The 26082-nt window shown below is 72.9% G+C and carries 33 protein-coding genes and 2 pseudogenes; 12 read left to right on the forward strand and 23 right to left on the reverse strand.

All coding sequences use genetic code 11. The features are described from left to right. Nucleotides 1-219 precede the first annotated feature (219 nt). A complete protein-coding gene (locus AB0472_RS08235) occupies nucleotides 220-1014 on the forward strand; it encodes an SDR family oxidoreductase (protein ID WP_366354675.1) in 795 nt (264 codons plus the stop codon). A gap of 52 nt (nucleotides 1015-1066) precedes the next feature. On the opposite strand, the gene AB0472_RS08240 is transcribed toward AB0472_RS08235, so the two are convergent. Both AB0472_RS08240 and AB0472_RS08245 read right to left on the reverse strand, forming a co-directional pair. Next, the gene (locus tag AB0472_RS08240; protein ID WP_366354470.1) at nucleotides 1067-2929 is read right to left on the reverse strand and encodes a glycoside hydrolase family 15 protein; all 1863 of its coding nucleotides are present in this window, start codon (nucleotides 2927-2929) and stop codon (nucleotides 1067-1069) included. Nucleotides 2930-3040: 111 nt separating this feature from the next. Continuing rightward, nucleotides 3041-3319 (reverse strand): hypothetical protein, encoded by a 279-nt coding sequence (locus AB0472_RS08245; RefSeq protein ID WP_366354472.1) that lies wholly within the window; start codon nucleotides 3317-3319, stop codon nucleotides 3041-3043. 189 nt (nucleotides 3320-3508) lie between these two features. Between AB0472_RS08245 and AB0472_RS08250 the strand changes: the two genes are divergently transcribed. Next, nucleotides 3509-3664: a hypothetical protein gene (locus tag AB0472_RS08250; protein ID WP_366354474.1), complete on the forward strand. Its 156-nt coding sequence runs from the start codon at nucleotides 3509-3511 to the stop codon at nucleotides 3662-3664. A gap of 304 nt (nucleotides 3665-3968) precedes the next feature. Here the strand turns inward: AB0472_RS08250 and AB0472_RS08255 are convergent, their stop codons facing one another. Further along, nucleotides 3969-4421, reverse strand: a complete 453-nt coding sequence (locus AB0472_RS08255) for an ATP-binding protein (protein WP_366354476.1) — start codon at nucleotides 4419-4421, stop codon at nucleotides 3969-3971. Between the two features lie 326 nt (nucleotides 4422-4747). Here AB0472_RS08255 and AB0472_RS08260 point away from each other — a divergent pair, with 326 nt between their 5' ends. Continuing rightward, a complete protein-coding gene (locus tag AB0472_RS08260) occupies nucleotides 4748-5452 on the forward strand; it encodes a helix-turn-helix domain-containing protein (protein ID WP_366354478.1) in 705 nt (234 codons plus the stop codon). Nucleotides 5453-5468: 16 nt separating this feature from the next. Here AB0472_RS08260 and AB0472_RS08265 read toward each other — a convergent pair whose 3' ends face one another. From AB0472_RS08265 to AB0472_RS08275, 3 genes are all read right to left on the reverse strand, one after another. After that, entirely contained in the window at nucleotides 5469-5831 is a 363-nt protein-coding gene (locus AB0472_RS08265) for an SsgA family sporulation/cell division regulator (RefSeq protein ID WP_366354677.1), read from the reverse strand. A gap of 124 nt (nucleotides 5832-5955) precedes the next feature. Then, a complete protein-coding gene (locus AB0472_RS08270) occupies nucleotides 5956-6156 on the reverse strand; it encodes a hypothetical protein (protein ID WP_366354480.1) in 201 nt (66 codons plus the stop codon). Nucleotides 6157-6360: 204 nt separating this feature from the next. Further along, nucleotides 6361-6924, reverse strand: a complete 564-nt coding sequence (locus tag AB0472_RS08275; RefSeq protein ID WP_366354482.1) for a PQQ-binding-like beta-propeller repeat protein — start codon at nucleotides 6922-6924, stop codon at nucleotides 6361-6363. Between the two features lie 280 nt (nucleotides 6925-7204). Between AB0472_RS08275 and AB0472_RS08280 the strand changes: the two genes are divergently transcribed. Together AB0472_RS08280 and AB0472_RS08285 are read left to right on the forward strand one after the other, a co-directional pair. Beyond that, entirely contained in the window at nucleotides 7205-8041 is an 837-nt protein-coding gene (locus tag AB0472_RS08280) for an alpha/beta hydrolase (protein WP_366354483.1), read from the forward strand. Then, a complete protein-coding gene (locus tag AB0472_RS08285) occupies nucleotides 8034-8609 on the forward strand; it encodes a TetR-like C-terminal domain-containing protein (protein ID WP_366354484.1) in 576 nt (191 codons plus the stop codon). Before AB0472_RS08280 ends, AB0472_RS08285 begins: the two co-directional genes overlap by 8 nt. Nucleotides 8610-8705: 96 nt before the next feature. On the opposite strand, the gene AB0472_RS08290 is transcribed toward AB0472_RS08285, so the two are convergent. Next, complete coding sequence (locus tag AB0472_RS08290; protein ID WP_366354485.1) at nucleotides 8706-9032, reverse strand: STAS domain-containing protein; 327 nt, start codon at nucleotides 9030-9032, stop codon at nucleotides 8706-8708. A 466-nt stretch (nucleotides 9033-9498) separates the two neighbouring features. On the opposite strand from AB0472_RS08290, the gene AB0472_RS08295 reads away from it, so the two are divergent. The 3 genes and pseudogenes from AB0472_RS08295 (at nucleotide 9499) to AB0472_RS08305 (ending at nucleotide 12494) form a co-directional block, all read left to right on the forward strand. Further along, complete coding sequence (locus AB0472_RS08295) at nucleotides 9499-11403, forward strand: alkyl sulfatase dimerization domain-containing protein (protein WP_366354487.1); 1905 nt, start codon at nucleotides 9499-9501, stop codon at nucleotides 11401-11403. 83 nt (nucleotides 11404-11486) lie between these two features. Continuing rightward, nucleotides 11487-11696: pseudogene (locus AB0472_RS08300) on the forward strand (TMEM175 family protein); the annotation flags it as partial. A gap of 171 nt (nucleotides 11697-11867) precedes the next feature. After that, nucleotides 11868-12494, forward strand: coding sequence for a GntR family transcriptional regulator (locus AB0472_RS08305; protein WP_366354678.1), 627 nt, complete (start codon nucleotides 11868-11870; stop codon nucleotides 12492-12494). On the opposite strand, the gene AB0472_RS08310 is transcribed toward AB0472_RS08305, so the two are convergent. Then, nucleotides 12491-12856, reverse strand: coding sequence for a cupin domain-containing protein (locus tag AB0472_RS08310; protein WP_366354488.1), 366 nt, complete (start codon nucleotides 12854-12856; stop codon nucleotides 12491-12493). The two genes, AB0472_RS08305 and AB0472_RS08310, sit on opposite strands and share 4 nt — an antisense overlap. Further along, entirely contained in the window at nucleotides 12853-13644 is a 792-nt protein-coding gene (locus tag AB0472_RS08315; RefSeq protein WP_366354490.1) for a carbon-nitrogen hydrolase family protein, read from the reverse strand. Before AB0472_RS08315 ends, AB0472_RS08310 begins: the two co-directional genes overlap by 4 nt. A gap of 263 nt (nucleotides 13645-13907) precedes the next feature. Between AB0472_RS08315 and AB0472_RS08320 the strand changes: the two genes are divergently transcribed. Beyond that, entirely contained in the window at nucleotides 13908-14594 is a 687-nt protein-coding gene (locus AB0472_RS08320) for a DUF2848 domain-containing protein (protein WP_366354492.1), read from the forward strand. Nucleotides 14595-14665: 71 nt separating this feature from the next. Here the strand turns inward: AB0472_RS08320 and AB0472_RS08325 are convergent, their stop codons facing one another. The 14 genes and pseudogenes from AB0472_RS08325 to AB0472_RS08390 all read right to left on the reverse strand — a co-directional run bounded on the left by AB0472_RS08325 (nucleotide 14666) and on the right by AB0472_RS08390 (nucleotide 24344). Next, nucleotides 14666-15226, reverse strand: coding sequence for a hemerythrin domain-containing protein (locus AB0472_RS08325; protein ID WP_366354494.1), 561 nt, complete (start codon nucleotides 15224-15226; stop codon nucleotides 14666-14668). A 93-nt stretch (nucleotides 15227-15319) separates the two neighbouring features. Beyond that, nucleotides 15320-15493: a hypothetical protein gene (locus AB0472_RS08330; RefSeq protein WP_366354496.1), complete on the reverse strand. Its 174-nt coding sequence runs from the start codon at nucleotides 15491-15493 to the stop codon at nucleotides 15320-15322. A 127-nt stretch (nucleotides 15494-15620) separates the two neighbouring features. Then, nucleotides 15621-16640 (reverse strand): iron-containing redox enzyme family protein, encoded by a 1020-nt coding sequence (locus AB0472_RS08335; RefSeq protein WP_366354497.1) that lies wholly within the window; start codon nucleotides 16638-16640, stop codon nucleotides 15621-15623. Next, entirely contained in the window at nucleotides 16637-16858 is a 222-nt protein-coding gene (locus AB0472_RS08340) for a CDGSH iron-sulfur domain-containing protein (RefSeq protein WP_366354499.1), read from the reverse strand. Before AB0472_RS08340 ends, AB0472_RS08335 begins: the two co-directional genes overlap by 4 nt. Then, a complete protein-coding gene (locus tag AB0472_RS08345) occupies nucleotides 16842-17465 on the reverse strand; it encodes a HemK2/MTQ2 family protein methyltransferase (protein ID WP_366354501.1) in 624 nt (207 codons plus the stop codon). Before AB0472_RS08345 ends, AB0472_RS08340 begins: the two co-directional genes overlap by 17 nt. Nucleotides 17466-17733: 268 nt before the next feature. Then, nucleotides 17734-18024 (reverse strand): annotated as a pseudogene (locus AB0472_RS08350) (MgtC/SapB family protein); the annotation flags it as partial. Between the two features lie 342 nt (nucleotides 18025-18366). Next, nucleotides 18367-18654, reverse strand: coding sequence for an SCO5918 family protein (locus tag AB0472_RS08355; RefSeq protein ID WP_366354502.1), 288 nt, complete (start codon nucleotides 18652-18654; stop codon nucleotides 18367-18369). A 61-nt stretch (nucleotides 18655-18715) separates the two neighbouring features. Next, nucleotides 18716-19144 (reverse strand): CBS domain-containing protein, encoded by a 429-nt coding sequence (locus AB0472_RS08360; protein ID WP_366354503.1) that lies wholly within the window; start codon nucleotides 19142-19144, stop codon nucleotides 18716-18718. A gap of 92 nt (nucleotides 19145-19236) precedes the next feature. Then, entirely contained in the window at nucleotides 19237-20700 is a 1464-nt protein-coding gene (locus AB0472_RS08365; RefSeq protein WP_366354505.1) for a DEAD/DEAH box helicase, read from the reverse strand. A 319-nt stretch (nucleotides 20701-21019) separates the two neighbouring features. Beyond that, nucleotides 21020-21226, reverse strand: coding sequence for a cold-shock protein (locus AB0472_RS08370; protein WP_351566560.1), 207 nt, complete (start codon nucleotides 21224-21226; stop codon nucleotides 21020-21022). Between the two features lie 230 nt (nucleotides 21227-21456). Beyond that, nucleotides 21457-21795 carry a MerR family transcriptional regulator gene (locus tag AB0472_RS08375; protein WP_366354507.1) on the reverse strand — a complete coding sequence of 113 codons (339 nt, stop codon included), beginning with the start codon at nucleotides 21793-21795 and terminating at the stop codon, nucleotides 21457-21459. 240 nt (nucleotides 21796-22035) lie between these two features. Further along, nucleotides 22036-22428 carry a hypothetical protein gene (locus AB0472_RS08380; protein ID WP_366354509.1) on the reverse strand — a complete coding sequence of 131 codons (393 nt, stop codon included), beginning with the start codon at nucleotides 22426-22428 and terminating at the stop codon, nucleotides 22036-22038. Nucleotides 22429-23035: 607 nt separating this feature from the next. Next, complete coding sequence (locus tag AB0472_RS08385; protein ID WP_366354511.1) at nucleotides 23036-23764, reverse strand: alpha/beta hydrolase; 729 nt, start codon at nucleotides 23762-23764, stop codon at nucleotides 23036-23038. A 211-nt stretch (nucleotides 23765-23975) separates the two neighbouring features. After that, nucleotides 23976-24344 carry a VOC family protein gene (locus tag AB0472_RS08390; RefSeq protein ID WP_366354512.1) on the reverse strand — a complete coding sequence of 123 codons (369 nt, stop codon included), beginning with the start codon at nucleotides 24342-24344 and terminating at the stop codon, nucleotides 23976-23978. A gap of 63 nt (nucleotides 24345-24407) precedes the next feature. Between AB0472_RS08390 and AB0472_RS08395 the strand changes: the two genes are divergently transcribed. From AB0472_RS08395 to AB0472_RS08405, 3 genes are all read left to right on the forward strand, one after another. Then, entirely contained in the window at nucleotides 24408-24866 is a 459-nt protein-coding gene (locus AB0472_RS08395; protein WP_366354513.1) for a MarR family transcriptional regulator, read from the forward strand. Nucleotides 24867-25060: 194 nt separating this feature from the next. Continuing rightward, a complete protein-coding gene (locus AB0472_RS08400; protein ID WP_366354514.1) occupies nucleotides 25061-25231 on the forward strand; it encodes a hydrophobic protein in 171 nt (56 codons plus the stop codon). Nucleotides 25232-25537: 306 nt separating this feature from the next. Further along, the gene (locus tag AB0472_RS08405) at nucleotides 25538-25960 is read left to right on the forward strand and encodes a hypothetical protein (protein WP_366354516.1); all 423 of its coding nucleotides are present in this window, start codon (nucleotides 25538-25540) and stop codon (nucleotides 25958-25960) included. Nucleotides 25961-26082 lie beyond the last annotated feature (122 nt).

The following is a 26082-nucleotide window of genomic DNA, read 5'->3' on the forward strand; positions in this document are numbered from 1 at the left end:
CCGGGTGTCCGTGGCCCGGCCGGGCGAAGATCCTGCGCCGCGCGGCGCAACGCGGTCCGTCACGGCATGCCACCGCCCGGCCCCGGTGCTTGGCTGGGGTCCGGATCTCCGGGCGCCGGGCCCGGCACGGGCGGGCACGTGGCGGAGGGTCAGGACATCGTGAGTTCCACCGAGGGGCCGGCCGCGTCCGGGGCGTCGGGGAGCGCGATCCCCGCCCATCTGCTGCGGGGCCAGAAGGCCCTGGTGACCGGCGCGAACTCCGGCATCGGCAGGGCGACGGCCGTGGCCCTGGGCCGGGCGGGGGCCGACGTCGTCGTCAACTACGTGGCCGGCCGCGAGGAGGCCGAGGAGGTGGTCGCGGAGATCACCGGCCTCGGGGTCCGGGCCGCCGCCTACGAGGCGGACGTCTCCGACGAGCGGCAGGTCGTCGCCATGACCGACCGGATGGTCCGGGAGTTCGGCACGATCGACATCCTGGTCGCCAACGCGGGGCTCCAGCGGGACGCCCCGGTCACCGAGATGACCCTCGCCCAGTGGCGGAAGGTCCTGGACGTCAACCTCACCGGCCAGTTCCTGTGCGCCCGCGAGGCCACCAAGGAGTTCCTGCGCCGAGGTGTCGTCCCCGAGGTGTCGCGCGCGGCCGGGAAGATCATCTGCATGAGCTCGGTGCACCAGGTCATCCCGTGGGCCGGCCACGTCAACTACGCCTCCTCCAAGGGCGGCGTGCAGATGATGATGGCGACGCTGGCCCAGGAGCTGGCGCCGAAGAAGATCCGGGTGAACGCGATCGCCCCCGGGGCGATCAGGACCCCCATCAACCGCAGCGCCTGGGAGACGGCCGAGGCCCGGGAGGACCTGCTGCGGCTGATCCCCTACGACCGCATCGGCGACCCCGAGGACATCGGCCACGCGGCCGTGGGCCTCGCCTCCGACCTCATGGACTACGTCGTCGGCACCACCCTGTACGTCGACGGCGGCATGACCCTCTTCCCGGGCTTCGCCACCGGCGGCTGACAGGTTCGGAGCGCCCCGGCAACTGAGGGACGCGGGGCACCAGATCCCGGCGCTACCCCTGCCGGACGAGCCCCGACCGCCGGCTGTCGAGCGCCCGGTCCAGGGTGAGGGCCGAGTCGATGAGGGCGAGGTGGGTGAACGCCTGCGGGAAGTTGCCCAGCTGACGGCCCGTCGGGTCGATCTCCTCGGAGTACAGGCCGAGATGGTTGGCGTACCCCATCATCTTCTCGAACACCAGCCGCGCCCGGTCGGTCCGGCCCGCCCGCGCCAGGGCGTCGACGTACATGAACGTGCACAGCGAGAAGGTGCCCTCCGAGCCGCGCAGGCCGTCGGGCGAGGCGTCGGGGTCGTACCGGTAGACCAGGCTGTCGCTGACCAGTTCGTCCTCCATGGCGTCCAGGGTGGTCGACCACATCGGGTCCCCGGGGGTGAGGAAGCCGACCGTCGCCATGCGCAGCAGCGAGGAGTCCAGGACCTCGCTTCCGTAGCGCTGGACGAAGGCCTGCCGGTCCTCGCTCCAGCCCCTGGCCATGACCTGCTCGTAGACCGCGTCCCGTTCGGCCTTCCAGCGGTCGGCCGCCGACGGCCACCCGTTCGACTCGGCGAGGCGCAGCGCCCGGTCGAACGCCACCCACGACATCACCCGGCCGTAGGTGAAGTCCTGGCGGCCGCCGCGGGTCTCCCAGATGCCCTCCTCCGCCTGGTCCCAGTGGTCGGCCAGCCAGTCCAGGTCCGTCCGCAGCGAGGTCCAGCCGCCGTGGCCGACGGCGAAACCGTGCCGGTGCGCGAAGTAGATGCTGTCCAGGGCCTCGCCGTAGATGTCCAGCTGGAGCTGACCGGCGGCGCCGTTGCCGATGCGGACCGGCGCGGAACCGGCGTAGCCCTCCCAGTGGTCGAGGATCCGCTCGTCCAGGTCGGAGGAGCCGTCGACCTTGTACATGATGTTGAGCGGGCCCGTGGTCCGGTCGCCGCCGACCCCCTCCCTGACCCGGTCGCCCAGCCAGCTGATGAACGCCCTCGCCTCCTCCGTGAAACCCAGCCCCAGCAGCGCGTACACGGAGAAGGAGGCGTCCCGGATCCAGGTGAAGCGGTAGTCCCAGTTGCGCTCGCCGCCCAGCTGCTCCGGAAGCGCCGCCGTGGGGGCGGCCACCACCGCGCCGCTCGGGGCGAAGGTCATGAGCTTCAGCGTGACCGCGGACCGCTCCACCACCTCCCGCCAGCGTCCGGTGTAGGTGGACCGCGCCAGCCAGGTGCGCCAGAACACCGCCGTCTCGTCGAAGAGCTGCTCGTGTTCGGCCCGCCGGATCTCCCTGGGCGGCCCCTCGGCGCCCGTCTCCAGGATCAGCCCGCGCTGCTCACCGGCGGCCAGGGTGAGCGAGACCCGCAGGTCGGCGTCCTGGTCCGTCATGACGTCCGCGAGCCGCTGGTCCTCGGGCTCCCTGATGGGGTGCACCGTGAGTTCGGTGCCGTCCTCCGCGGCGAAGACGGCGCCGTGCGGGGTGATGTGCAACTGGTGCTTCATGAGCCCGTAGTCGAACCGCGGGGCGATCTCCACGTCGAAGGTCATGGTGCCGCGCACACAGCGGACCAGGCGTACCAGCCGGTGCCGGTCGGTGGCCGTCGTACCGGTCACGGGCATGAAGTCGACCACCTCGCCGGCGCCCGCCTCGGTCATGAACCGGGTGACCAGGATCGCCGTGTCGGGCAGGTACAACTGCTTGGTCGAACAGGTCGGGTACGCCGGCCGGACCGTGCAGTGGCCGCCCCTGCCCTTGTCGAGAAGCGCCCCGAACAGACTCGGCGAGTCGAACCGCGGGGAACAGAACCAGTCCACCGCCCCGTCGGTGGTGACCAGCGCCGCGGTCTGCAGGTCGCCGATCAGCCCGTGGTTCTCGATCAGCGGGTAGTCGTCCATCGGGGCGCCCCTTCCGGTGTGCGAGTCACCCGAACGCACCCCCCGGATCAGCCTATGCCGCGGCCCCTGCTCCGGCTCGTCGGGCAGCGCCCCGGACGTCGCCGCCCGGGATCAGCGCCGCATCGGCTGCCAGAACTGGGCCAGGGCCCCTTCGCGGTACGGGGCCGGGCTGACGCTGAGGTCACCGGAGAGGGGGCGGTCCAGGACGAAGACGAGGAGCAGGCTGAAGCCGACGAGCCCGGCGACCGAGGCGACGAACAGGATCTGGACCCGCAGTTTGCGCATGCCGAACAGGAACGTGAGCGGGACCAGGACCAGCGCACCCCCGACGGCCAGGGCCTGGAGCAGCGGGGAAGTTCCTGGCAGGCCATGGTGACGCGGGCGCGCCACCGGGAGGCGGCATCGTCGAGATGGCTGACCGTCTGCTCGTGGAAGACCTGCTCCTGCTCGCCTTTCGGGTCGTACGTCTGCAACACCTGGAAGGCCGCCCGCAGATGGCTCTCCGTGGCCCCGTAACTGGGGTGCCCCGCCCGCATCCGCGGCCACCGGTCCGCGACGACCGCGTGGACGTAGCCGCTCATGGCGGAGTGGAGCCGGGCCTGCTCCGCCGCCGGGAAGGCGGCCGCTTCACGGGTGATGAGCGCGGCGTCGGTGGCCTCGGCGGCGACGATGGTCCCGGTGTCCTCCAGCTGCGTCCACAGCGTGACGATCACGAACGCCAGGATGATCCCGTAGATGGCGCCGAACATCCCGAGCGTCACGCCGACCATGTCGTTGTGCTCCCCGCGGGCCGGCGACGGATACCTGCGCCCCAGCAGCACGCTGCCGGCGACGGCCGGCACAGCGGTGCCGCCGACCGTGACGACGGCCGGCGTGGTGGTGCTGAAATGGTCGAGCAGCCAGAGCGGCATGGGCCCGGAGTCCAGGCCGGGCACAACACCCCGAAACCCCGGCTCTGCGGGCAACCGGGGGCACACCGAGAGAGGTTCCCACCACCGAGTGAGCGGCCCGGCGCGGCACGGAGCCGGGAGGCCGGCGGCTAGCGGCCGGTGGGGGCGCCCAGCCGCAGGTGGGCGACGACCTGTTTGCCGGTCTCCTGTTCCACCGTGATCAGCCGCCCGCACAACCGGGTGACCAGGTGCAGGCCATGTCCGCCGACGCGGGTGGGGTCGTGCGGGGGGAGTACGGGCGGCCGGTGCGAACCGTCGCTCACGGCGATGCGCAGCAGGCCGGCGTCGGGCGACACCTCCAGCGCCAGACCGCCCGGTCCGGGGGCGTGGCGCACCGCGTTGGTGACCAGCTCACTGACGACGAGCTGGGCGTCCTGGCTCGGCCGGTGGTCCGGATGGTGCCCGGCCCGGGCCAGCAGCGCGCGTACGGCGACCCGGGCATCGGCGATCGGGCTGTCCGCGGTGTCCCAGGTGAGGCGGTGTCGCAGGGGCGCCCCGGGTTCCTGTTCGTCCGAGGCCCGATTCTTCAGCGGGGTGACCATAGAGCTCTTTCCGTAGGCGTCCTTGTCGTCTCGTCACAGGCGCTCTCGCCGTCCTGCGAATCCGCTTACCCGCCGGTTCCCCGTTCATGAGGCGATCCGGCAAAGCGGCGCGATACCGGCACAACCGGTGAGGGCCTTCCCGGTTCGGTTCCGGGACGGCCCCCGGCCATCGCGGCCCCGGGTGCGGCACGGTCCCTCCGGGGCGTCCTCCGCGGCGCCACGACGACCGCGCCCGCCCCACGGACCACCGACACGGGTGACGCGTCCATGCCGTGAACAGGGTCACAGTCCGAAATTCGAGGGGGCCCTCATGTTAGCCTGGGGGCATGAGCCAGCAGCCCGTCCTACCCGCGCCCCAGGCGTCGGCCAAGCCGTTGCGCCGTGACGCGCAGCGCAACAGGGACGCGATCGTGGCCGCCGCCCGCAAGGCCTTCGCCGAGCAGGGGCTGGACGCGTCCCTGGAGGGTGTGGCCCGCGAGGCGGGCGTCGCGATCGGGACGCTCTACCGGCACTTCCCGCGCAGGCTCGACCTGGTCGAGGAGCTCTTCACCGCGAAGTTCACGGATCTGCTGACCGCGGCCGAGGAGGCCGCGGCCATGGACGACGCGTGGGAAGCGTTCTGCCACTACCTGGAGCGGCTCTGCGAGCTGCAGGCCTGCGACCGCGCCTTCAACGACCTGGTCTCGGCCCGGCTGCCCCTCCACGCGCTCGGCAGGGGGATGTTCGAGCGGGCGCAGCAGCGGGCCGCCCAGATCTTCCGCGCCGCCCAGGAGCAGGGCGTCCTCCGCGACGACGTCACCCCGGAGGACCTGGCTTTCGTGATCTGGTCCCAGGCCGGGATCATCCAGGCCACACGGGCCGTCGCCCCCAACGCCTGGCGGCGCCACCTTCACCTGCTGCTGGACGCGTTCCGCGCCCGGTGCGCCCACGAGCTGCCGGAGCCGCCGCTGACCCCGCGGCAGGTCGACCAGACCCTCGTCACCCTCGAATGCCCCGAAGCGGAGTGCCACGAGTGCCACGAGGAGGCGTGAGCCGCCGCGGGTGAGCTCAGCTCCCCGCCAGCAGCTGCGCCAGCTCCGCGTCCAGGTCGAGCCGGTCGGATTCGGCCCCCGACGGCACCGCGGACCACGTCTCGCGGAGGAAGGACTCCACGCCCCGCGCCGGAAGCCGGAGCAGGGCCGATCCGCCCGGTGAACACAGCGCGACGAGGACCACGTCGCGCCCCGAGTCGACGTCCGGCCACATGTGCACGTCTCCGCGCCCGGTGCGCCCGCCCAGCGCCTCGGCCAGCATGTCGCGGCCGAAGAACCACTCGACCGTCCGGCCCTGGCCCGGCGGGTGGAAGACGGCACGGACGGCGTAGGGGTCGTCCGTGTCGTAGCGCAGTACCGCTTGCATCGGCACCGACATCTCGGGTGACAGGACGAGCTCCACGGGGAGCCCGCACGCCACGATTCTGACCGCTCTCACTGCGTCACTCCTGCGTCCCGGCGACGCCGGCCCGGCGAACCGGCCGTGCCGGCCTGCGGCCGCATCAGCGCTGGTGCAGGTACCAGTCGACCTGGTCCAGGTACCAGCGGTCGGCACTGACAGTGACGGCAGTCGAGGGCCGCGCGTGCTCCGCGGGTCCCGAGGTGGTCGCCGCCGACGCCGAGCCGCCGGTTCCGAGAAGGGCTCCGCCCGCCAGTGCCGTGGCAGCGACGGCGGTCGATACGCGCCTGGTCCACCTGTTCATGGTCATTTCCTTGCCGTTTCCTCGTGCTGTGCGGCGCTCCGGAGATTCCGGACCGGCCGTCTGGTGCCGAGCGGGGCATCCGGAGGGGTCCCTCACGTTCGACGCCGCCCAGCGTACTTGAGGGGTGCCTCATGTTTACGGTGAAGCCCGTCACAGCACGTCGCAGGCGCGGGTCCGAGCGCCGGAGGAGCGAGCGCGATCCGGTCAGGAGGGGCCGTCGGGGCCCCGGGAGAAGGCGGTGTCGCCGGCCGTCGCCACGATCGCGTCCTTGACGAGCAGCACCCGCGGCGGCCGGCTCTGCGCCTCGTCCCCGGGGTCGTCCAGTGCCGGGGTGCGCCGGACCTCCGCTCCGGTGCGGCTGTCCAGTGCCGGCAGCCGGCCGAAGCGGTTGGCGAAGTAGCCCCGCCGGTACGTCGCCGACGCCGCGGGCACGGACAGGCTCTCCACGTCCGTCACCTTCCGCCAGAGCTGCCTGCCGGTGTCCGCCGCGACCGCGGTGACCGACCCGTCCGACCGGACGAAGTAGACGACGCCGTCCACCGGGGAGGCCGCGCCGGTCAGCGGACCGGCCAGCGGTGTCCGCCCGACCCGCCCGGTCTCCGGGTCGACCCGCAGCAGCCCGTTGTACGGCCGTTCGTTCCCGGAGTCGTAGACGTCCTTCGCGGTCTGCGGGGCGGGGAACAGGGGCTGTCCGCCGACGGCCCCGAGCGCTTCCGAATTCCTTGGCAGGGTGGCGGATTCGGTGAGGCCGCCGGGTCCGGCCTTCATCAGCTCGACCGAGGCCCGGCCGACTCCGGCGCCCTGCGAGCACAGGGCGCAGGGGGCGCCGGGCCGGCACCGCCGGAGTGCAGCACTCGTCCAGCGGGGGCGCCCGCCACAGTTGCCTGCCGGAGGGCCCGTGGGCCACGAACGACGCGTAGTCGGGCGACAGGGTCCCCCCTTTGCCCACGACCCTGCGGCCGCTCCGGGACGGGCCGTTGACAGATCTGGCTAACGGCATTAGCTTGAGGCTAACAGTGTTAGCCACCCTCACCTCCTGGAGGACGCAATGACCGAGTACCTCGCCGTCGACGGCGGCACGATCGCTTACGAGGTGGCGGGGTCCGGCCCGCTGGTCGTGCTCGCGCACGGCATGGGCAACAGCCGCGCCGCGTACCGCGCCGTGGTCCCGCAGCTGGTGGCGGCGGGCTACCGGGTCGCCGCCGTCGATCTGCGCGGCTGCGGCGAGTCCAGCGCCGACTGGCCCGCCTGGAGCCGCACCGCCATCGCCGGCGACCTGCTCGCCGTGATCCGTCACCTGGGCGGCCCGGCCGTGCTCGTCGGTCACTCGATCTCCGGCGGTGCCGCCACCGTCGCCGCGGCGCAGGAGCCGTCGCTGGTCACCGCGGTCGTCGAGCTGGCGCCGTTCACCCGCAAGCAGTCGGTGCGCCTCGGCGACCTGCGGGTCGGGCGGTTCCGGCGGGGCATGCTGCGGCTCGTCGGCACGGGCGTGTTCGGCAGCGTGTCGCAGTGGCGGTCGTACCTCGACGTCGCCTACCCCGGCGTGAAGCCGGCCGACTGGGCCGAGCGAATGGACCGGATCGACGCCATGCTCCGTGAGCCGGGCCGGATGAAGGCCCTGCAGAGCATGGGCCGCACCACCCCTGCCGACGCCGGCGCGCAACTGGGCAACGTCCGCTGCCCGGTGCTGGTCGTGATGGGCACCCTCGACCCCGACTGGGCCGACCCGCACGCCGAAGGGGCGGCGATCGTCGACGCGCTGCCCGCCGGCCTCGGCAGCCTCGCGATGGTCGAGGGCGCCGGACACTACCCGCACGACCAGTTCCCCGACCAGGTCGTGTCGCTCCTGCTCCCCTTCCTCCACTCGGCCGCCGCCCGTGCCTAGGAACGGCCTGGACCCGGCGGCCGTCGTCGCGGCCGCTGCCGACCTCGCCGACGAGGTGGGCCTCACCAACCTGACGATGGGCCTGCTGGCCGAACGGGTCGGCGTACGCACCCCGTCCCTGTACAAGCACGTGGGCGGCCAGGAGGACCTCAACCGGCGCATCGCCACCAGGGCGTTGGGCGAGGCCGCCGACGCCGTCGGCGGAGCGGTCCGGGGTCACGCGGGCCGCGACGCCCTGGCGGCCGCGGCCCGCGCCTTCCGGGCCTTCGTGCTGGCACACCCCGGCCGGTACGCCGCGACGATCGGCACGGAGCCGGCCGGCCCCGACGACCCCCTGGCCGTCGCGACGCAGCGGCTGCTCGACGCGTTCACGGCCGTCCTGCGCGGCTACGAGATCCCGGAGGCCGACGCCGACCACGCCCTGCGCACGCTCCGCAGCCTCTGCCACGGCTTCGCGACACTGCAGGCGGACAACGGCTTCCAGCGGAGTTCCGGCATAGACGAGAGCTTCGACTGGCTGATCGCCTTCACCGACCGGGGCCTGCGCGCCAGCGCACGGCGCACCTGACACCCTCCGGCGGCCGCCCGTCGGGGAAGTCCGCCGCACCCTTACCGATCGCTCCGGCCTCGCCGCTGCCCGAGGCGGCCGTCGGGCGTCCGGGCGTCAGCAGGGTGCCGTGCGCACGGCGGTTCCGAACTGGGCTGCGGTGCCGGACAGTTCGAGTACGCGTCGCACCTGGGGCCGCGCACCGCGCAACTCCATCGCGCCGCCGCCCGAGACGACGCGCTCTCTCAGGCACAGCAGCAGGCCCAGACCGCCGGCGTCCATGAAACCCACCCGGGCCAGGTCGACCGTCAGGTCCCGGCCGACGAGTACCAGCGGGCCGACGACCGGCGCCGCCTGCCTGAAGGCGGGGAAGTCCAGGTCACCGGCCAGGGTCAGCACGATCCGGGTGGGTGAGCCGCTGGTCCGCACGTGGAAAACCTGCATGGGAGAAACCGCCGTTCGGGGTCGAGGACCGTCACGGTCGGCTCCCACTGCCGGAAGAAGGCCGTCGTCGTGGACGCGGCGACAGGGCGCCGCTCGCAGCCGAGCGAGACCCCCGTACCCACCATCGGCCACCTTCTCCTCGGTGACCGCTCGGCGGCGCGGGATCTCCCACCAGACCAGGCTGGTACCCCTTCAGCCTGTCACGGCAGGGCACCGGGCACCAGACCGCCCCGCCGGGTTCCGCGCACGTCACGGTGGTGTGGAGGGCGGCCCGCAGGGAACACGCGGCCGCCGGGGCCACCGGGTGCACATCCGTCACCCCCGTCGACGGGGCCGGTTCCGGCCGCCGTTCACCCGTACGGCGCGGTTCCGGTCGTGCGGGTGGGGGCGGCGGGTGAGGGTGGCACTGGCCGCGGCCGTCGGGACGGCGGCCCGCGCGCTGCCGCCGTCAGCGAGGGAGCCCCCGATGTCCCCCCACACCGAGGCCGGGCCCGCCGAGCCTGCCGTCGAGCGGGCCAACGAGGCCGTCCGGCACCGGTTCCCGTTCGACGACACCCGGGACCTGGAGGACGCGCGGCGCGGTTTCCTGGGCACCGCCCGGGACGGTGTCGTCAAGGATGCCGACGGGCGGGTGGTGTGGGACCCCGACGCCTACGGGTTCCTGGCCGGGGAGTGCCCGGCGACGGCGAACCCGAGTCTGTGGCGGCAGAGTCGGCTGTGCTCGCACCACGGGCTGTTCGAGGTGACGGACGGTATCTACCAGGTACGCGGGTTCGACCTGTCCAACATGACCGTCGTGGAGGGCGAGCGCGGGATCCTCGTCATCGACCCGCTGCTGTGCGCCGAGACCGCGGCCGCCGCGCTCGCCCTGTACCGCGCCCACCGTGGTGAGCGCCCGGTGACCGCCGTCCTCTACACGCACAGCCATGCCGACCACTTCGGCGGGGTGCGCGGTGTCATCACCGACGAGGACGTGGCGGCCGGAGTCCCGGTCCTCGCCCCGCGGGGCTTCCTGGAGCACGCGGTCAGCGAGAACGTGTACGCCGGAACGGCGATGTGCCGGCGGGCCGCCTACATGTACGGCGCCGCCCTGCCCAAGGGAGAGCGCGGTCAGATCGGCACCGGGCTCGGGCAGACCACCTCGACCGGCGCGGTCACCCTGATCCCACCGACCGTGTCCGTCACGCGCACCGGGCAGACGGAGACCGTCGACGGCATCCGCATGGTCTTCCAGCTCACCCCGGGCACCGAGGCCCCGGCCGAGCTGAACGTCCACTTCCCCGGCCACGCGGCGCTGTGCATGGCGGAGAACGCCACCCACAACCTGCACAACCTGCTGACCCTGCGCGGCGCCCAGGTCCGCGACCCGCGGGTGTGGGCCCGTTACCTCACCGAGGCGATCGACCTGTTCGCCGGCGCCTCGGACGTCGCCTTCGCCTCCCACCACTGGCCGACCTGGGGCCGCGAGCGGGTCGTGGAGTTCCTCTCGACCCAGCGGGACCTGTACGCCTACCTGCACGACCAGACCCTGCGCATGCTCAACCAGGGCCTGACCGGCCCGGAGATCGCCGAGCGCATGGAGCTGCCCCCGGCGCTGGAACGGGCCTGGCCCACCCACGGCTACTACGGCTCCGTCAGCCACAACACCAAGGCGATCTACCAGCGTTACCTGGGCTGGTTCGACGGCAACCCGGCCCACCTGTGGGAGCACCCGCCGGCCGAGGCCGCGAAGCGGTACGTGGAGTTCATGGGCGGCGCGGACGAGGTGCTGCGCCGGGCCCGCCGGTCGTACGCCGACGGCGACTACCGCTGGGTGGCCCAGGTCGTCGGCCACGTCCTGTTCGCCGACCCGGACCACGCCGAGGCCCGCGCCCTCCAGGCCGACGCCCTCGAACAGCTCGGCTACGGCAGCGAGAACGGCACCTGGCGCAACTTCTACCTGATGGGCGCCTACGAACTGCGCAACGGCCCGGTCGGCACCCCGACCGTCACCGCGTCGCCCGACGTGATCGCGGCCCTCACCCTGGACCAGCTCTTCGACGCCCTCGCCATCCGGGTGGACGGGCCGGGCAGCTGGGACGTGGACATCGCCGTGCGCCTGCACATCGTCAAGGGCGACACCGTGACCGTACGACTGCGCAATGGCGTCCTCACCCACGTCACCGGCACCGGACCGGCCGCCGCCGCCGACCCGGACGTGGAGATCACCCTCACCGAGACCGACCTGCGCGCTCTGCTGCTCGGCAGCCTCAGACCGGCCGACCTGGCGGCCCGCGACACCGTCGAGATCACCGGCGATCCCCGGCGGCTGACCGAACTCGTCGGCCGACTCGGCATGCCCGACCCGGACTTCGCCATCGTCACACCATGAGCCGAGGCCACGGCGGGGGTGCGACGACCGGGCCGGTCCCGTAGCCGGGAGAGCCGGTCGGCCTGGAGCGCGACCCCGTCCGGGTGACCGCGTTCAGCGACGCCGTCATCGCCATCGCCATCACCCTGCTCGTCCTGGAGATCCACCCGCCGCACGACGGCCGCCGTCTGCTGTACGGCCTCGGCGCGCTCCGGCCGTCCTACCTGGCCCGCGCGGTCACCTTCATGCTGATCGGGCAGGTGTGGGCCAACCACCACATCATGTTCGACCACATCCGCAGTGCCGACCGGGTGGTGCTGTTCCTCACCTCCGAGCACAGGGCGAGGGGACCGGAGGCCAGGTCGTGGACCGACGCCTGCCAGGTCGAGCCGGAGCGCTTGACACCGGGTCATCGGCGCCGGGCCCGCCGCGGAAGGCGCGTGGTAGCGTCGTATACAAGGTGTATACGAGAGCTGGGGGTGGCCGTGACGTCCGGTCGGGAGAAGGCGTACGCGTTTCTCAAGGACACGGTACTGACCGATCCCGGCATGCAGGGCGCCTTCCTGTCGGAGCAGGAGCTCGCGGACCGCATCGGCGTCTCCCGCACGCCGGTACGGGAGGCCCTGCTGCAGCTCGCGGCCGAGGACCTGGTCGAACTGGTGCCCAAGCGGGGCGCCCGGGTGGCCCCCCTGACCGGACGGCAGATCCGCGAGCTCATGGAGCTGCGGGGCATCGTCGAGCGGTACGCCGCCGAGCGGCTCGTCGAGGCGGGAGGCGCGCCGGTGGCGGAGCTGCGGGCCCTGCTGGCACGGCAGCGCGAACTCACCGGCGCCGACCAGGCCCGCGAGTTCATCGCCGTGGACCACCGCTTCCACACGGCCCTGGTCTGCGCCGTCGGCAACACCCTCCTCGACCGGCACTACGACGGCCTGCGCAGCCGCCAGGTCCGTACCGGCGTGACCGCCCTCTTCAACCAGCAGGGCCGCCAGGAAGCGGTACTGGCGGAACACGAGGCCATCGTGGACGCCCTGGAGGCCGGTGACGCGCGGGCCGTGCGCGCCGCCGTCGACCACCACCTGGAGTCGACGCTCGAGGTGCTGCTCGCGGGCTAGGGCCTGTCTGACAGGCCCTGGGGGGCGGGGTAGGTGATCACCAGCATGGTGACGCCGTCCGGGGCGGTCCAGGGACCGTGCGGCATCCCGGGCGGGCGGCAGGCGTACATGCCGGCGGTGAAGGTCCGGTCGAGCGTCAGGTCGTGCAGGGCGCCCTCGACCAGGTAGACCTCCTCCCAGAACTCGTGGCGGGTCACGCCGTCCGCCGAGGTGTCGGTGCCCGGCGCCCAGCGGACCAGCGCCGTACGGGACCCGCGTCCGGGGTCGTCGGCCAGGACGCGCTCCTCGACCCCGGGCCCGCCGCCGGCCGGGGTCCGCCACGGACCGTCGGGGAGGTGGAACTCCAGCTCGGGCTTGCTCATCGCCACACCTCCGGGCGTCGGTCGGCCAGCACGGAGGTCCGCTGCCGGACCGCCGCGACCTCGTCGATGTCCAGGTCCGCCACCAGCAGCTCGGGCTCGGCGCCCAGCGCGTGCCGCACGGTCCCGTCGGGTCCGGCGACCATGCTGTGCCCGATCCCCGTCGGCGCGGCACCCGGTCCGGTGCCGGGGTCGGCCTGGTCGACGGCGGCGAGCCACACGGTGGCGTCCAGCGCGCGGGCGCGCACCAGCAGCTCCCACTGCTCGCGCTTGCCGGGCCCGGCACCCCAGGAGGCGGCCAGCAGCGTGCCGGCGGCTCCGGCGTCGGCGTGCGCCCGGAACAGCTCCGGGAAGCGGATGTCGTAGCAGGTGGCCAGGCCCAGCCGTACGCCGTCCACCTCGATGACCGTCGTGGCGGAGCCCGCGGCGACGGTGTCGGACTCGCGGAAGCCGAAGGCGTCGTAGAGATGGATCTTGTCGTACGACGCCTCGACCCCGGGCCCGGTGGCGAGCAGGGTGTTGGCGACCCGGCCGTCGCCGGCCGGGGTGAACATGCCGGCCACGACGACCGTGCCGGTGGCGCGGGCGATCCGCCGTACGCCGTCGGCCCACGGTCCGTCCAGGGGTTCGGCGAGCGGCGCCAGGGGGGTGCCGAAGCAGGCCATCGACGCCTCCGGGAAGACGACGACGCGGGCTCCGGCGTCCGCGGCCGGCCGGGTCTGCTCCTCGACGAGCCGGAGGTTCCTGCCGGGGTCGGGTCCGGTGGCGAGCTGGCTCAGGGCGATGCGCACGGTGCGGTCCTCCTCAGGGGCGGATGGGGGCGGTGTCCACCGTCGCCCTTCGGGATGCCGGACATGCTTCCCCTCCTTGCCGGGGGAGGCCGGGCGAGGCCGGGGAACATCGACCTTCCGGCATACTTCTTGTATACAGGGAGTATGCGCAAGCCCCCGCGCGGAAACTTCACCGCGGCGAAACGCCGCGAAAAGCGGCGAAGCGCCGAGAAATGCGGCGCCCCGCCGCCGCGGTCCCGTCACCCGATCTCTGGGAGGGCCCCATGGCCGTGCTGACCTTCGAACTGCCCGACGGATCGACGCGCGAGGTCGACGTCGTCCAGGTCCTCAACGCCGGGTACGCCGGGCGCAGCCAGGAGGACGTCGCCGCGCACGTCGCGGAGGTCGCCGAACTGGGTGTACCCGGCCCGTCCGTGACGCCGGCCCTCTACCCCGTCTCCCCCTACCTCGCCCAGCAGACCGACCGCGTCCACGCCCAGCACGGGCACACCTCCGGCGAGGCGGAATGGGCGCTGGTCGTGGCGGACGGCGGGGAGCTGCTGCTGACCGCCGCCTGCGACCACACCGACCGCGACCTGGAGGTGCACGGCGTGGCCTGGAGCAAGAACGCCGGACCCGACGTCCTCGCCCGCCGCGCCTGGCGGCTGGCCGACGTCGAGTCCCGCCTCGACGACCTCACCCTGCGCGCCTGGGTCACCCACGACGGCACCCGGACCGAGATCCAGCACGGCACCCTCGCCGAACTCCTCGCCCCCGCCTACTGGATCGAGGTCCTGCGCTCCCGCGGCGCGCTCACCCCCGGCACCGTCCTGATCTCCGGCACCATCCCCATGGCCCCCGGCGTCGACCAGTTCGCCGACGGCTGGAGCGTGGAACTGGCCGACCCCGCCACCGGGGACACGATCCACCTCCACTACGACGTCCGGCCCATGCCGGCCGCCATCGGCTGACCCCGCCGCCAGGGGAGCGTGCGTTCGGATCGCGGGCCCGGGCCGAGCCGCGGCCACCCGCTCGGCGTCGGTCAGGACCTGCCGCGGCCGGTGATGAGGTCGCGGGCCCGGTCCACCAGCCCGACGCCCGGCGCGAGGAGCCTGTTGGCGGGCGGGGTGCTCGGGGCGGAGGGATGCGGGCGGGTCGGGGCCATGGACTTGGCCCGGCGGATCTTGTCGCCGAGGTCGTTCAGCGCCTCGGCGCCGCACACCTGCCGCAGCGCGGGGAAGAGGTTGTCCTCCTCGTCCCGGACGTGCGCGGAGACCTCCTCCATGAGCTGCCGCAGCAGCGGGCTCGTCGCCGGGTCGTCGATGTCCTTCTTCTCCAGCTCCTTGAGGAGCTCCTCGACCCGGCCGTGGTCCTCGATCTCCCTGTCGGCGATCCGGTCACCGCCTTCGATGTGTTCGCGTACCGCCGGATAGAGGTACTCCTCCTCCGCGACCGAGTGCCGGACGAGTTCGATGGTGACCTCGTCCACGACGTCACGGAGTTCCCGTCCACCGGCCGGCACCGCCCGGATCCGGGCGAACATCTCTTCGACCTCCCGATGGTCGGTCATCAGCTCCGCGATCGCGTCTCCGCCGTGCCCCATGGTCGCTCCGCCTCTCGCTGTCATGCCTGGCCGGGACGATCCCGTCCGGCTGCCACCGGTTCCCGGCCCGCCGGGAACCGGCACCGCCCCGCGTCAGTCCTCGCCCCGTACGACGTTCCAGTCGTCTCCCTGCCGGGTGTGTCCCGCGGTGTCGTCGAGCGTCGCCCGCAGACAGGTGCGGATGCCGCGCCCTCGCAGGCGGCGTGTCCTCGCCCAGCCCGTCTCGGGGCGGCGAACGACGATCGGGTTACCGGCTTCCGCAGTCACGGCGGCTCATCTTCCTTCCAGATCCGGCCTGTTGAGGTCCGGTTCGTCCGTCCTTCCCCCGTTCTCCGTCCGAGCCCGGGTGTCCAACGGGCAGCGCGAGAAACCTGGTCAGGACGGGACACGGGGGTCACGCGTCACGACGCCCGTCCACGCGCAGCGCCGTGGCCCCCTCGCGCCAGGCGGTGAGGAGCCGGGCGGCGAGGCGGTCCTCCAGGCAGGCGGTGGCGCGGATCCCGAAGACCACGTCTGCGTCCAGGTGCGGCTCGCGTTCCAGGAGCCCGCCCACGACGTCATGGCGTACGACCTGTTCGTGGACGGCGTCCGCCTCGACGTGTTCCGTGTAGAACCGTACGGCCGCGGGGCCCGCGCCGGTCCGGCGCATCGCCTCGGCCAGGCGGCGCGAGGCGGGGGACGAGGTCACCTCGACGGCGGCGAAGTGCCCGACCAGTGCGGCACGCAGCGAGCGGTGCAGGCCGAGCAGGGACATCAGGTTCACGGTGGCGAGCGCCTCGGCCGGTGCGGCGTCGACGTACCGGCCGTACGCCGTGTCCAGGCCGAGGTCCGCCATGAGGGCGGCGAAGAGTTCGGCGTGGATCTCGTCGGCACGGCCGGCGCCGAACTCGTCGTACTCGACGGCGACCATGGCCGCCTTGGCGCGCCCGCGCAGCCGGGGGATGACCCAGGCATGCGGGTCGGCCTCCTTGAGGTGGTAGAGCGAGCGCAGCGCGGCGTACTCCCGCAGCTGCCGGAGGGTGCCCTCCTCCCGGAGGAAGTGGGAGACGCTGTCCGCGGGATCCGAGGCCGGCTCGACCTGGAGCTCGTCCAGCGCCCTCGCGGCGGTGTCGGCGGCGTCCACGGGCGCGTCGGTGCGCAGCGCGGACAGGAAACGGTCCTCCAGCGCGGCGCGGACGGCCAGCAGCGCGCTGTCCCACTCCAGGTCGTCGGGCACGCCCTCGAAGCCCTCGTAGTGCAGCTCGTAGAGGACGTACAGGGCGAGTTGGAGATCGTCGCCGTACGGCGAGGAGTGCGCCGGGGACGGGACGGCCGCCGGGTCCGTGCCGCCCAGGGCCTCCACGACGGCTGCCGACAGCGGGCCGCGGGGCGCGGGCAGGCACGGGGACCGGGCCGGGGCCGGGCGGCTGGTCATGGGGTACCGCCCTCGCCCGGTCGCCCGCCGCGGCAGCGGTGGCTGGTGTCGCACCAGGGGAAGCTCCGGCTGCGGCGGCAGGTGCAGACGGCCACCTGGAAGCGCGCCGACGCTGTCACCTCGCCGTTCTCGTCGACGACCTCGACCGGGCCCTCGACGAGGAGGGGTCCGTCGCGCTGGACGCGGATGCGACAGGGGCGGTCAGAAGTGTTCGGCACGGATCACCACCAGTTCCTCGGTCGTCCCGTCGGCTGCCAGCCCGCGTTCGCGCAGCCAGTCGAGGCGGGAGCGCAGGACCTGCCCGAAGGGCAGCCGGGTCCGCTCGACGACCCGTGCGCGCAGCCCGGCCGCCGCGAGGCGGGTGAGCGTGGCGCCGGTGCCGCACAGGTGCGAGTGCACGATCAGAAGCGTCCCCGTGGGCCGCAGGAACCTCGGCACGGTGTCGCAGATGCGGTCGACCAGCAGACGGCCGTCCGCGCCGGCGTCCCACGCCCGGGCGGGGCCCCGGGGCGGCGCCCCGCCGGGAGCCGGCACGTAGGGCGGGTTGGCGATCACCAGGTCGAAGCAGCGGTCGCCGGGCACCGCCGCCGTCAGGTCACCGTGGCGCACCCGCAGGCGCTGCCCGTTCAGCAGGCCGTTGATCCAGGTGACGACGACGGCCCGCCAGGAGATGTCGACGGCGGTGACCCGGCCGCCGAGCCGAGCCGCCTCCATGGCGAGCATGCCGCTGCCGGTGCCCAGGTCGAGGACGTCCGTGTCCCGGGTGATGCGCTCCCGGCACAGCGCCCGCCGCAGGAGCCCGGTGTCGGCCTGCGGGGGGTACACGCCTCGGGGCACCCAGCAGCGAAGGGGTCTGTCAGCGGTGCGAGGGGCGACCGTCACGGTGTCCTCCCCGGCGACGCCCGCCTCCGCTCCGGCTCCCTCGCGGTGAATGACGTGTGCTTTCACGAGTGCTCCGATGCCAGGGGTACTGCTGGATGTCACTGATGCCCCGACCGGGTTTCCGTCCCCCCGCCCCCGGAAACCCCTCGCACCCGGTAGCCGGCTCCGCGACCGCGCGGTGCGTTCAGTAGGCGTCCTCGGCTTCGGGGCCCCGCAGGCCGACGATGCCGGCACCGCCGATGAAACCGATGCCCGAGACGATCTGCGCCGCCACCCGGGACGGGTCCGGGACGACGTGCGACATACCGAGCACGTTGTCGAAGCCGTGCTGGGAGACCTCCATGAACAGCGCGGCGCCGGTCCCCACCAGCGCATGGGTGCGCAGGCCCGCGCTCTTCTGCTGGAAGGCCCGCTCCAGGCCGATCGCCGTCGACAGCACCAGGGCCGGAGCGAGCTCGGTGAACTGACGCAGGCCCTGGCCGCCGCCCGGGTTCCACAGCATCGAGGCGCTCAAGTGCACGGTCCCCTCCACACGTGGCCGGCCCAGGCACGGCGTCTCCCCCGAAGGGGGGGGTGGAGACCCCCTCCCCCTCGACTGCCCCACGCGGACACGACAGCACGATTCGGACCCGGGCAGTGAATCCGTTCGGCTGCCAAGTCCCACGTCCAAGCCCGCGCACACCTGCCCCGGCGGACGGTGGCTCCGGCGGACGGCGGACCCGGCGGACGGTGGCTCCGGCGGCTCAGGCCGCGCAGGACGACAGGGCGGCCCGTCGGCGGAGCCGTTGTGGGGAGCGGGGTGAGGCGTGCGCGGCACCTGCCGCACCGCGCCCCCGGGACGTCGTCACCAGCCGAGCGCGTCCTCGTCGGCCCGCGCGTTCCGGGGCCGCTCCACCGGGGGCGCGTCGTGACAGGTGAAGCCGAGCCGCGTCAGGGCGCGGCGCATCTCGAAGGACGTGAAGTCCCGGCGGTTCTGCCTGGTGATCACTTCCCCGACCTGCATCACGGGGTAGATCCGGCCCTCGATGGTCACGGACACCCCGGTGACGGGTTCGGGCGTGATGCCGTTCATCGACTGTTCGACCTCGCTCTTGGTCAGGTCGAAGGGGAAACGGGCGATGACGCAGCGCATGAATGCCTCCGCAGAGATGAGGAGAACGCCGCGGAACGACTCCGGGGCGTCCGGACGGCGGTCAGGGGGTGAGCGCGAGAACGCCCAGGGCGTAGCCGTGGTCGTCGACCACGGGCGAAACGTTCAGTATCCGTACCCTCATGGCGGCCTCCGCGTCGCCGAGGGTGGCCGCGGACGCGGTGAACGGACCGCGGTCCAGCGGGATGTCCCGCAGCCGGGTCCGGTCGCTGAACCACGAGCCGCCGCGGTGCGCCGTGAGCTGGGCCCGGGTGACCAGTCCCGCGCACCGCCCGTCCTCGTCCTGGAGGAGCAGGTGCGGGACGCGAGCCCCGATGAGCACGGACAGGGCCACGTCGACCGCCATGTGGTCGTCGACCTGCGGCCCGGGGGCGTACAGCATGGCGTCGCGGGCGGTCAGACCGGTGGTGTCGGCCTTGCAGGACCGGCGCGCCCGGGCCGGAGCCGGGGTCTTCGGCGGAATCGGGCTCATTGCCCGAATCGGGGTCATCGGCGTACTCGGCGTACTCGGCGTACTCGGCGTCAAGGGCTTCTCCTCTTCGTCGGGGCGGGCAGGAGGCCGGGCTACGCGGTCGGCGCGGGCGCGGGGGCGGAGCGCCGGGCTCGGGCCGCGGTCCGGCCGTTCCCGCCCCGTCCGGCGGCCCGGTCCCGGCGGTCCCGGCCGGCGAATCCCTTGGCCTCGCGTGGTCCGGCGGCCGGCGCGGGGAGGGTGACCGGTACGCCGGACGGGGTCCGGGCGCCGGTGATGGCGTGCAGTTCGGCCGCGCCGGGGCGGATCCGGGCGGTGCGCGGGGTGATGCCGGCGTCGGCCATCAGGCGGTCCACCGCTCGGCGCTGGTGCGGCAGGACGAGGGTGACGACGGTGCCGGACTCGCCGGCGCGGGCGGTACGGCCGCCGCGGTGCAGGTAGTCCTTGTGGTCGCCGGGCGGGTCGACGTTCACGACCAGGTCGAGGTGGTCGACGTGGATCCCGCGGGCCGCGACGTTGGTGGCCACCAGGGCCGTGACGTGGCCGTCCTTGAACCGGGCCAGCGTCCGGTTGCGCTGCGGCTGGGACTTGCCGCCGTGCAGCGCCGAGGCGCGCACGCCGACGGACAGCAGGTGCTCGGTCAGCCGGTCGACCGCGTGCTTGGTGTCCAGGAACATGATCACGCGGCCGTCGCGGGCGGCGATCTCGGTCGCGGTGGTGTCCTTGTCGGCGCCGCGCACGTGCAGCAGGTGGTGCGTCATGGTGGTGACGCTGGCCGCCGGCGGGTCGACCGAGTGCACCACGGGGTCGTGGAGGTAGCGGCGCACCAGCAGGTCGATGTCACCGTCCAGGGTCGCCGAGAACAGCAACCGCTGGCCGCCCGAGGGGACTTGGTCGAGCAGTGTGGTCACCTGCGGCATGAAGCCCATGTCGGCCATCTGGTCGGCCTCGTCGAGGACGGTGACGGCGACCCGGTTCAGCCGGCAGTCTCCCCGCTCGATGAGGTCCTTGAGACGGCCGGGCGTCGCGACGACGACCTCGGCACCGCCGCGCAGGGCGCTCGCCTGGCGGCCGATCGACATGCCGCCCACCACGGTGGCGAGCCGCAGCTCCAGGGCGCGGGCGTAGGGGGCGAGCGCGTCGGTGACCTGCTGGGCCAGTTCCCGGGTGGGGACGAGGACGAGGGCGAGCGGCTGCCGGGGCTGGGCGCGCCGCCCGTCGAGGCGGGCCAGCACCGGCAGGCCGAAGGCGAGCGTCTTCCCCGATCCCGTACGGCCCCGGCCCAGCACGTCCCGGCCCGCCAACGCGTTCGGCAGGGTGGCCGCCTGGATCGGGAAGGGCACGGTCACGCCCTCGGCGCGGAGGGCCGCCAGCAGCCGCGCGGGCATGTCCAGGTCGGCGAACGCCTCGACCGCGGGCAGCGGCTCGGTCAGGGTGACGGGCGGAGCGAACTCCTGCTTGCGGGGACGACCTCCACGCGTGGGGCCTGTCGAGTGCGGAGCACTCCGGTTCACGCGGGAGCGGCCGATGGTGCCACGGGTGCGGCGGGTGCCGTTCAATGTGGAACCTTCCTCGATACGGCGTATCGAGGAATTCCGTCCGACGGCGGGCGGCCGTACGAGGAATCACAAGAATGAGCCGAAGGAAAACGGAACACCGGGCCTCTCGATAGCGAGGCCGGGGCTGTCATCGATCCGGGGGACCCGGAGATTTCGGAAACCCCGGAACCTCGAAGCCCTGAGACCCCGGAACCCCGGAATTCGAATGTCCGGGCGTCGGGGTGCGCGGGTAACGCAATGGCTGGGGCCCGCACCCCAGGAGCGCGGGTCCCAGCCACGTGATGCGCGAGCCGCCGGCTCGCGACGCTACACGCCGGTGTCAGGCAGCGACGATGTTCTCGGCCTGCGGGCCCTTCTGGCCCTGCGTGACGTCGAAGCTGACCTTCTGGCCTTCCTGAAGCTCGCGGAAGCCGCCGTTGCTGATGATGTTCGAGTAGTGGGCGAACACGTCGGCGCCGCCACCGTCCTGCTCGATGAAGCCGAAGCCCTTTTCCGCGTTGAACCACTTCACGGTGCCAGATGCCATATTGAATCTCCCTTGAGGGGGCAGTATCGGGCCCTGCACTTTACGGGGCCGAGTCGCCGCGATGATCACCCCTCCGGAAGGATCCGGAAAGCTATGCAAAGAAAGAATCTCTGGTAACCAAAACTGCAACACCTATTACGCTAACACAGCCCGGCAGGAACCAGCCATACGCTTTCGCGTTCACCGGTGATTCTCATCCCGCCGGAACCCGTATTTCTGCACCGGCGGAACTAGCTATGCGTGTCGCCCGCGTCCAGCTTCCGGCGTATCTCACGGTTCAGGCGGAGGGCGTCGTCCAGCTGGTCCTCGAGGGAGATGATCCGGCACGCGGCCTCGATGGGGGTGCCCTGGCCGACCAGCTCACGGGCGCGGGCGGCGACCAGCAGCTGGCGGCGGGAGTAGCGGCGGTGACCGCCTTCCGAGCGCAGCGGGGTGATCAGCCCGGCCTCGCCGACGGCCCGCAGGAAGGCGGGGGTGGTGCCGAGCACGTCGGCGGCCCGGCCCATGGTGTAGGCGGGGTAGTCGTCGTCGTCGAGGTTCCCGACGACAGGGTCGTTCTCGGCGGACATGACACCTTCGTTCCGGAAGCGCTGCGAGTGACCCAGGTGTGCCTGGCACCCGCGCTCCGAAGGAATCAGCACCATCTGCGTCGTGCCCAACCCTATCGTCGGCGGACACGGACACGTGGTCCCGCCGTGACAGATTTCCTCCCGGGCCCACTCGCCCACGCCGTCGCCCCGGCCGGCCGGGGCGACGGCCACCGCCCCGCGGCCGTGTCGGCCCGGGAGGTGCGCCGCGACGCGGCGGGATCAGCCGGCCAGCCGGTTGAGGGCACCGGCGGCGATGCCCGTGATGTAGCCGGGGTCGTCGCTGGGCTGACCGGAGACTTCGACGATGCCGAACCTCTGGCCACTGCGGATCACCGCGACGCCGCCGGCGACCTGGCCGGAACCGTCGAAGGCCGGGTACCAGTTGCCGTGCCCGGCCTTGACGGTGATCGCGTGCCCCTTGCCGTAGTACCAGTGGCCCCGCGGTTCGTCCTGGCAGTCGCGCACCGCCCTGTTGAGCCGGTTCTCGTACGAGGCCGCCGACGTGTCGGTGGCACCGTCCGCGACGGATTCGGTCAGCAGGGTGCGGTCGGTGTCGAAGCTCCAGGTCACGTCGGCATAGGCGGCGGCCTTCCCGTTGGTCAGTGCTCGCATCGTCTCCTCTCCGGAGCACGCCGAAAGAGCCTGGTTCCCGGTCAGGTCCACGGTCGCGCCGACCGGGTTCAGACCCTGCTGGAAGAAGTCGTCGCTCTGCAGCAGGGCGGCGGAGCCGAGGCCGGGCGCGGCGGCAGCGGCGGTGGGCGCGGCCGCCGCCCGGCGGGAAGCGCGCCGATCCCGACCGCGAGCAGGGCGGCCCCGACCGCGGCGGCGGCTCCCGCGGTACGACGGCGACGCGAGAACTTCCCGGCTGCCTGGTTGTCGAACATCTCGTCTCCTGTCCGTTCGCGACGCGGTTGGCGTCGTCGCACACCTGGGAGATGCCGGGGGTGCCGGAGATGTTGGACGGCGATCGCCCCGGCAGATGTGATCCACGTCACATCACTCGCAGAGGCTTTAGTGCTCTCAGAGCCTTGTCACGGCCGCGCGGACGATCCGCGTCATCGCGTCCGTGTCCAGGCAGGCATCCACCTGGCAGGGACCCGTGGTGCACAGAGCCGAAGCGGGCCGGTGACCTGCCGCTACAGGCCGGTGACCTGCCTCTGGACGCCAGGCGTCGCGGCCCGCGTCGCCTGGCGTCCGCTGCCGGCCGGACGGTCCGGGGTCACTTCAGGTGCCGGCTGAAGAACCGGGCCGCGTCGTCCCCCGCGAACTGCGGGACGCCGGTGTGCCCACCCATGTTGGCGTGCAGGGTCTTCTCCTTGGAGCCGAAGGCGTCGAACAGGTCCAGGGCGGCCTGCCGGTCGTTCCCCTCGTCGTCCCACTGCAGCAGGACGTGCAGCGGAACGGTGACCTGCCGGGCCTCCTCGAACACGGCGCGTGGCACCAGGCTCCCGGCGAACAGACCGGCGGCCGAGATGCGCGGCTCGACCACCGCCAGCCGGATGCCGATGGAGATCACTCCTCCCGAGTAGCCGACCGGGCCGCCGATCTCGGGCAGCACAAGGAGGGCGTCCAGGGCTGCCCGCCATTCCGGGACCGCTTTCTCGACCAACGGGAGGACGACCGCGTCGACGATGTCGTCGCCGACCGGCTCGCCGGCCTCCATCGCCCGGCGCAGATCCGCGCGGGCCTGCTCCAGGGCGGGCCAACGGGGCCGGTCGCCGCTTCCGGGGAGTTCGATGGTGGCCGTGGCGAAGCCCTCCGCCGCGGAGCGCCGGGCCCGGGCCGCCAGCCGGGGGTACATCCTGCGCAGCCCCAGGGGAGGGTGGCCGAGCAGGATCAGCGGTGCCGGTGCGGACGCGGGTGTCCACAGGATGCCGGGAATCCCGTCGAGGGTGAACTCGCGCTCGCGGACGTCGTCGTCGAGGCGCTGTTCAGAAGTGATGTGCATGGCCGTGCCTTTCAGGAGTGCCATGGAACGGCGCTCCCGGACGACCTATCGCCCGACCGTGACCCCGGAGGGGAGCACCCATGTCGATACTGCGTTCACGGGTACCACCTCCTCGTTCTCTCGCACGGCCTCCGGAAACGTAGCAGTGGCCGCCACCGTTGCACCAACGGGTTTCCGCGGAGGCCCCGTGGTCCGGCGGGCGCTCGGCCGATCAGGCGCGGTCGTGGAGCGTGACCTGGTAGCCGTCCGGGTCGGCGAAGGTGAAGGTCCGGCCGAAGGGGCCGTCGACCGGTGCGGAGACGACGGTGTGGCCGTCGGCGGCGAGCGCGTCGTGGATGGCCTGGACATCGGTGGCGTGGAGCCAGATCGCGGCACCGATGCCGGGCTGGGCGACGGATGCGAGGTCGGTGCCGGGCACGACGTCGCGGAGCGCGAACGCGATCGGCTTCGTGTCGAAGACGACGGCGTGCGGAGGTCCGGCCGGCGAGCGGACGACGCCGAGGTACCGCTCGTAGAACGCCTGCGAGGCGTCGAGGTCGCGCACTTGGAGCGAGATGAAGTCGGGGCCGGTGACGGGCATGGTGACACTCCTTCCATTCGTGTCAGTTTCCTGACACGTAAAAACGTATGTCAGAATACTGACATGAGTCAAGAAGGTGTCGGCGTCGACCTGGAGACGTCACTGGGCTACCTGCTCAAAGAGGCGTCGAGCGCCCTTCGCACGGCCATGGAGGAGGTGCTGCGGCCGCTCGGGATGAGCGTGACGCACTACTCCTGCCTCGAACTGCTCGCACAGCGGCCGGGCTTGTCGAACTCCGAGCTCGCGCGGGGCGCGTTCGTGACCCGCCAGACGATGAACGTGCTGCTCCAGGCCCTGGAACGGGACGGCTACGTGACCAGGCCCGAGCAGGCACCCGTCGGGAAGACGCTTCCCGCGCGGCTCACGCCTCGCGGGCGGCGGAGCCTGGCGAAGGCGAGCGCGGCCGTCCGGTCGGTGGAGGCCGGAATGCTGGCCGGCCTGACCGGGGCCGAGCAGGCGGACGCGTTCCGGATCCTGCAGAGCATGATCCGTTCCCTGCGCGACGACAGGGCGAAGGCATAGCCGGTCCCCTGGGACACGCCTCGTCACGCCCGGACCCGGGCCTCGGTCACCCCCGGACTCCGCCCCTGCACCCGCGAACTCCCGGACGACGGGGAGCTCCCGGGAACTGCCCCGAGTTCCCCTTTGTAAACAAGGCATCGTCGACGAATGAACGGGTGAACGCAGGGAATTCGGAGCCCAGGAGGTTGATAACCATGGTCCCTTTGCTACTCGTCCTGCTTCTGGCACTCCTTCTGTTCGGTGCGGGCTTCGCCCTGAAGATCCTCTGGTGGGTCGCGGTGGTCGTGCTGGTCGTATGGCTCCTCGGCTTCGTCATGCGGTCCACCGACACCGGAGGCGGCCGGGGCCGCTGGTACCGATGGTGACCTGACCGCCCCCCACCCCACCGAAGGACCCGGCCACGACCGTGGCCGGGTCCTTCACCGCGTCATGGCCGGCACGCAGGAACCCGCGCACCCCCCGACGCGCCCGGTCCCGGGTCTCGCGTACGACACGGACGCGGCAGCGACACGGTGGCGCCCCGCCCGTCCCGGAGCCCGTCCGGGCACGGCTGCCCACCACCCGCCCCTTGGCGCCCACCCCTCCCAGCCATGACCGCCGGAGCCCCCCCGAAGGCACCGAGAGCGTCACCACGCGGCGCCGCTGCGTACTCGATCGACTACGATCCGTACGTGATCCCTACGATGGCCGGCAGGCGCGCTCAGCATCGCCCCCTGCCGACCGTCCTGCTCCTCGGGCTGATCCTGCTGGTGGCGTCCCACCTGGTGGGCGCCCTGCACGGGCCCGCCTTCCTCGGCCCGCACCGGCCGATCACCACCATGCACGTCCGGGTGCCGACCGCCGAGGAGCAGACGGCGTCCGGCTCCGATCACGGTCACCGTCACGGCGACGCCTCCGAGGAGACCATTCCGCACGCGGTCGACCGCGTCCGGGACTCCGCCGGCCTTCCGGTCCACGCCCCGCGACTCCTCGAACCGGTCGCCGACCGCCCCGGCACGCACCCCCGGCCGGGCCGCGCCGGTCCGACGGAGAGCGATTCCGCACCGGACGGCGGCAGATCCGCGTGCGTACGGCACTGCCTCTGGCGGCAGTAGGCACGCCCCGCACGCCGTTCCGACCGGTTCCGCGCCCCGCAGGCGCCGGATCGCGGCTCGGCGTGCCCGCGCGCCCCCGCACCGCCTGCACCGCGCCCGCCCCACCGGCGGGTGCGAAGGAG

Origin of the sequence: Streptomyces sp. NPDC086777 (assembly GCF_040702065.1) — a bacterium.
Taxonomy (GTDB): Bacteria; Actinomycetota; Actinomycetes; order Streptomycetales; family Streptomycetaceae; genus Streptomyces.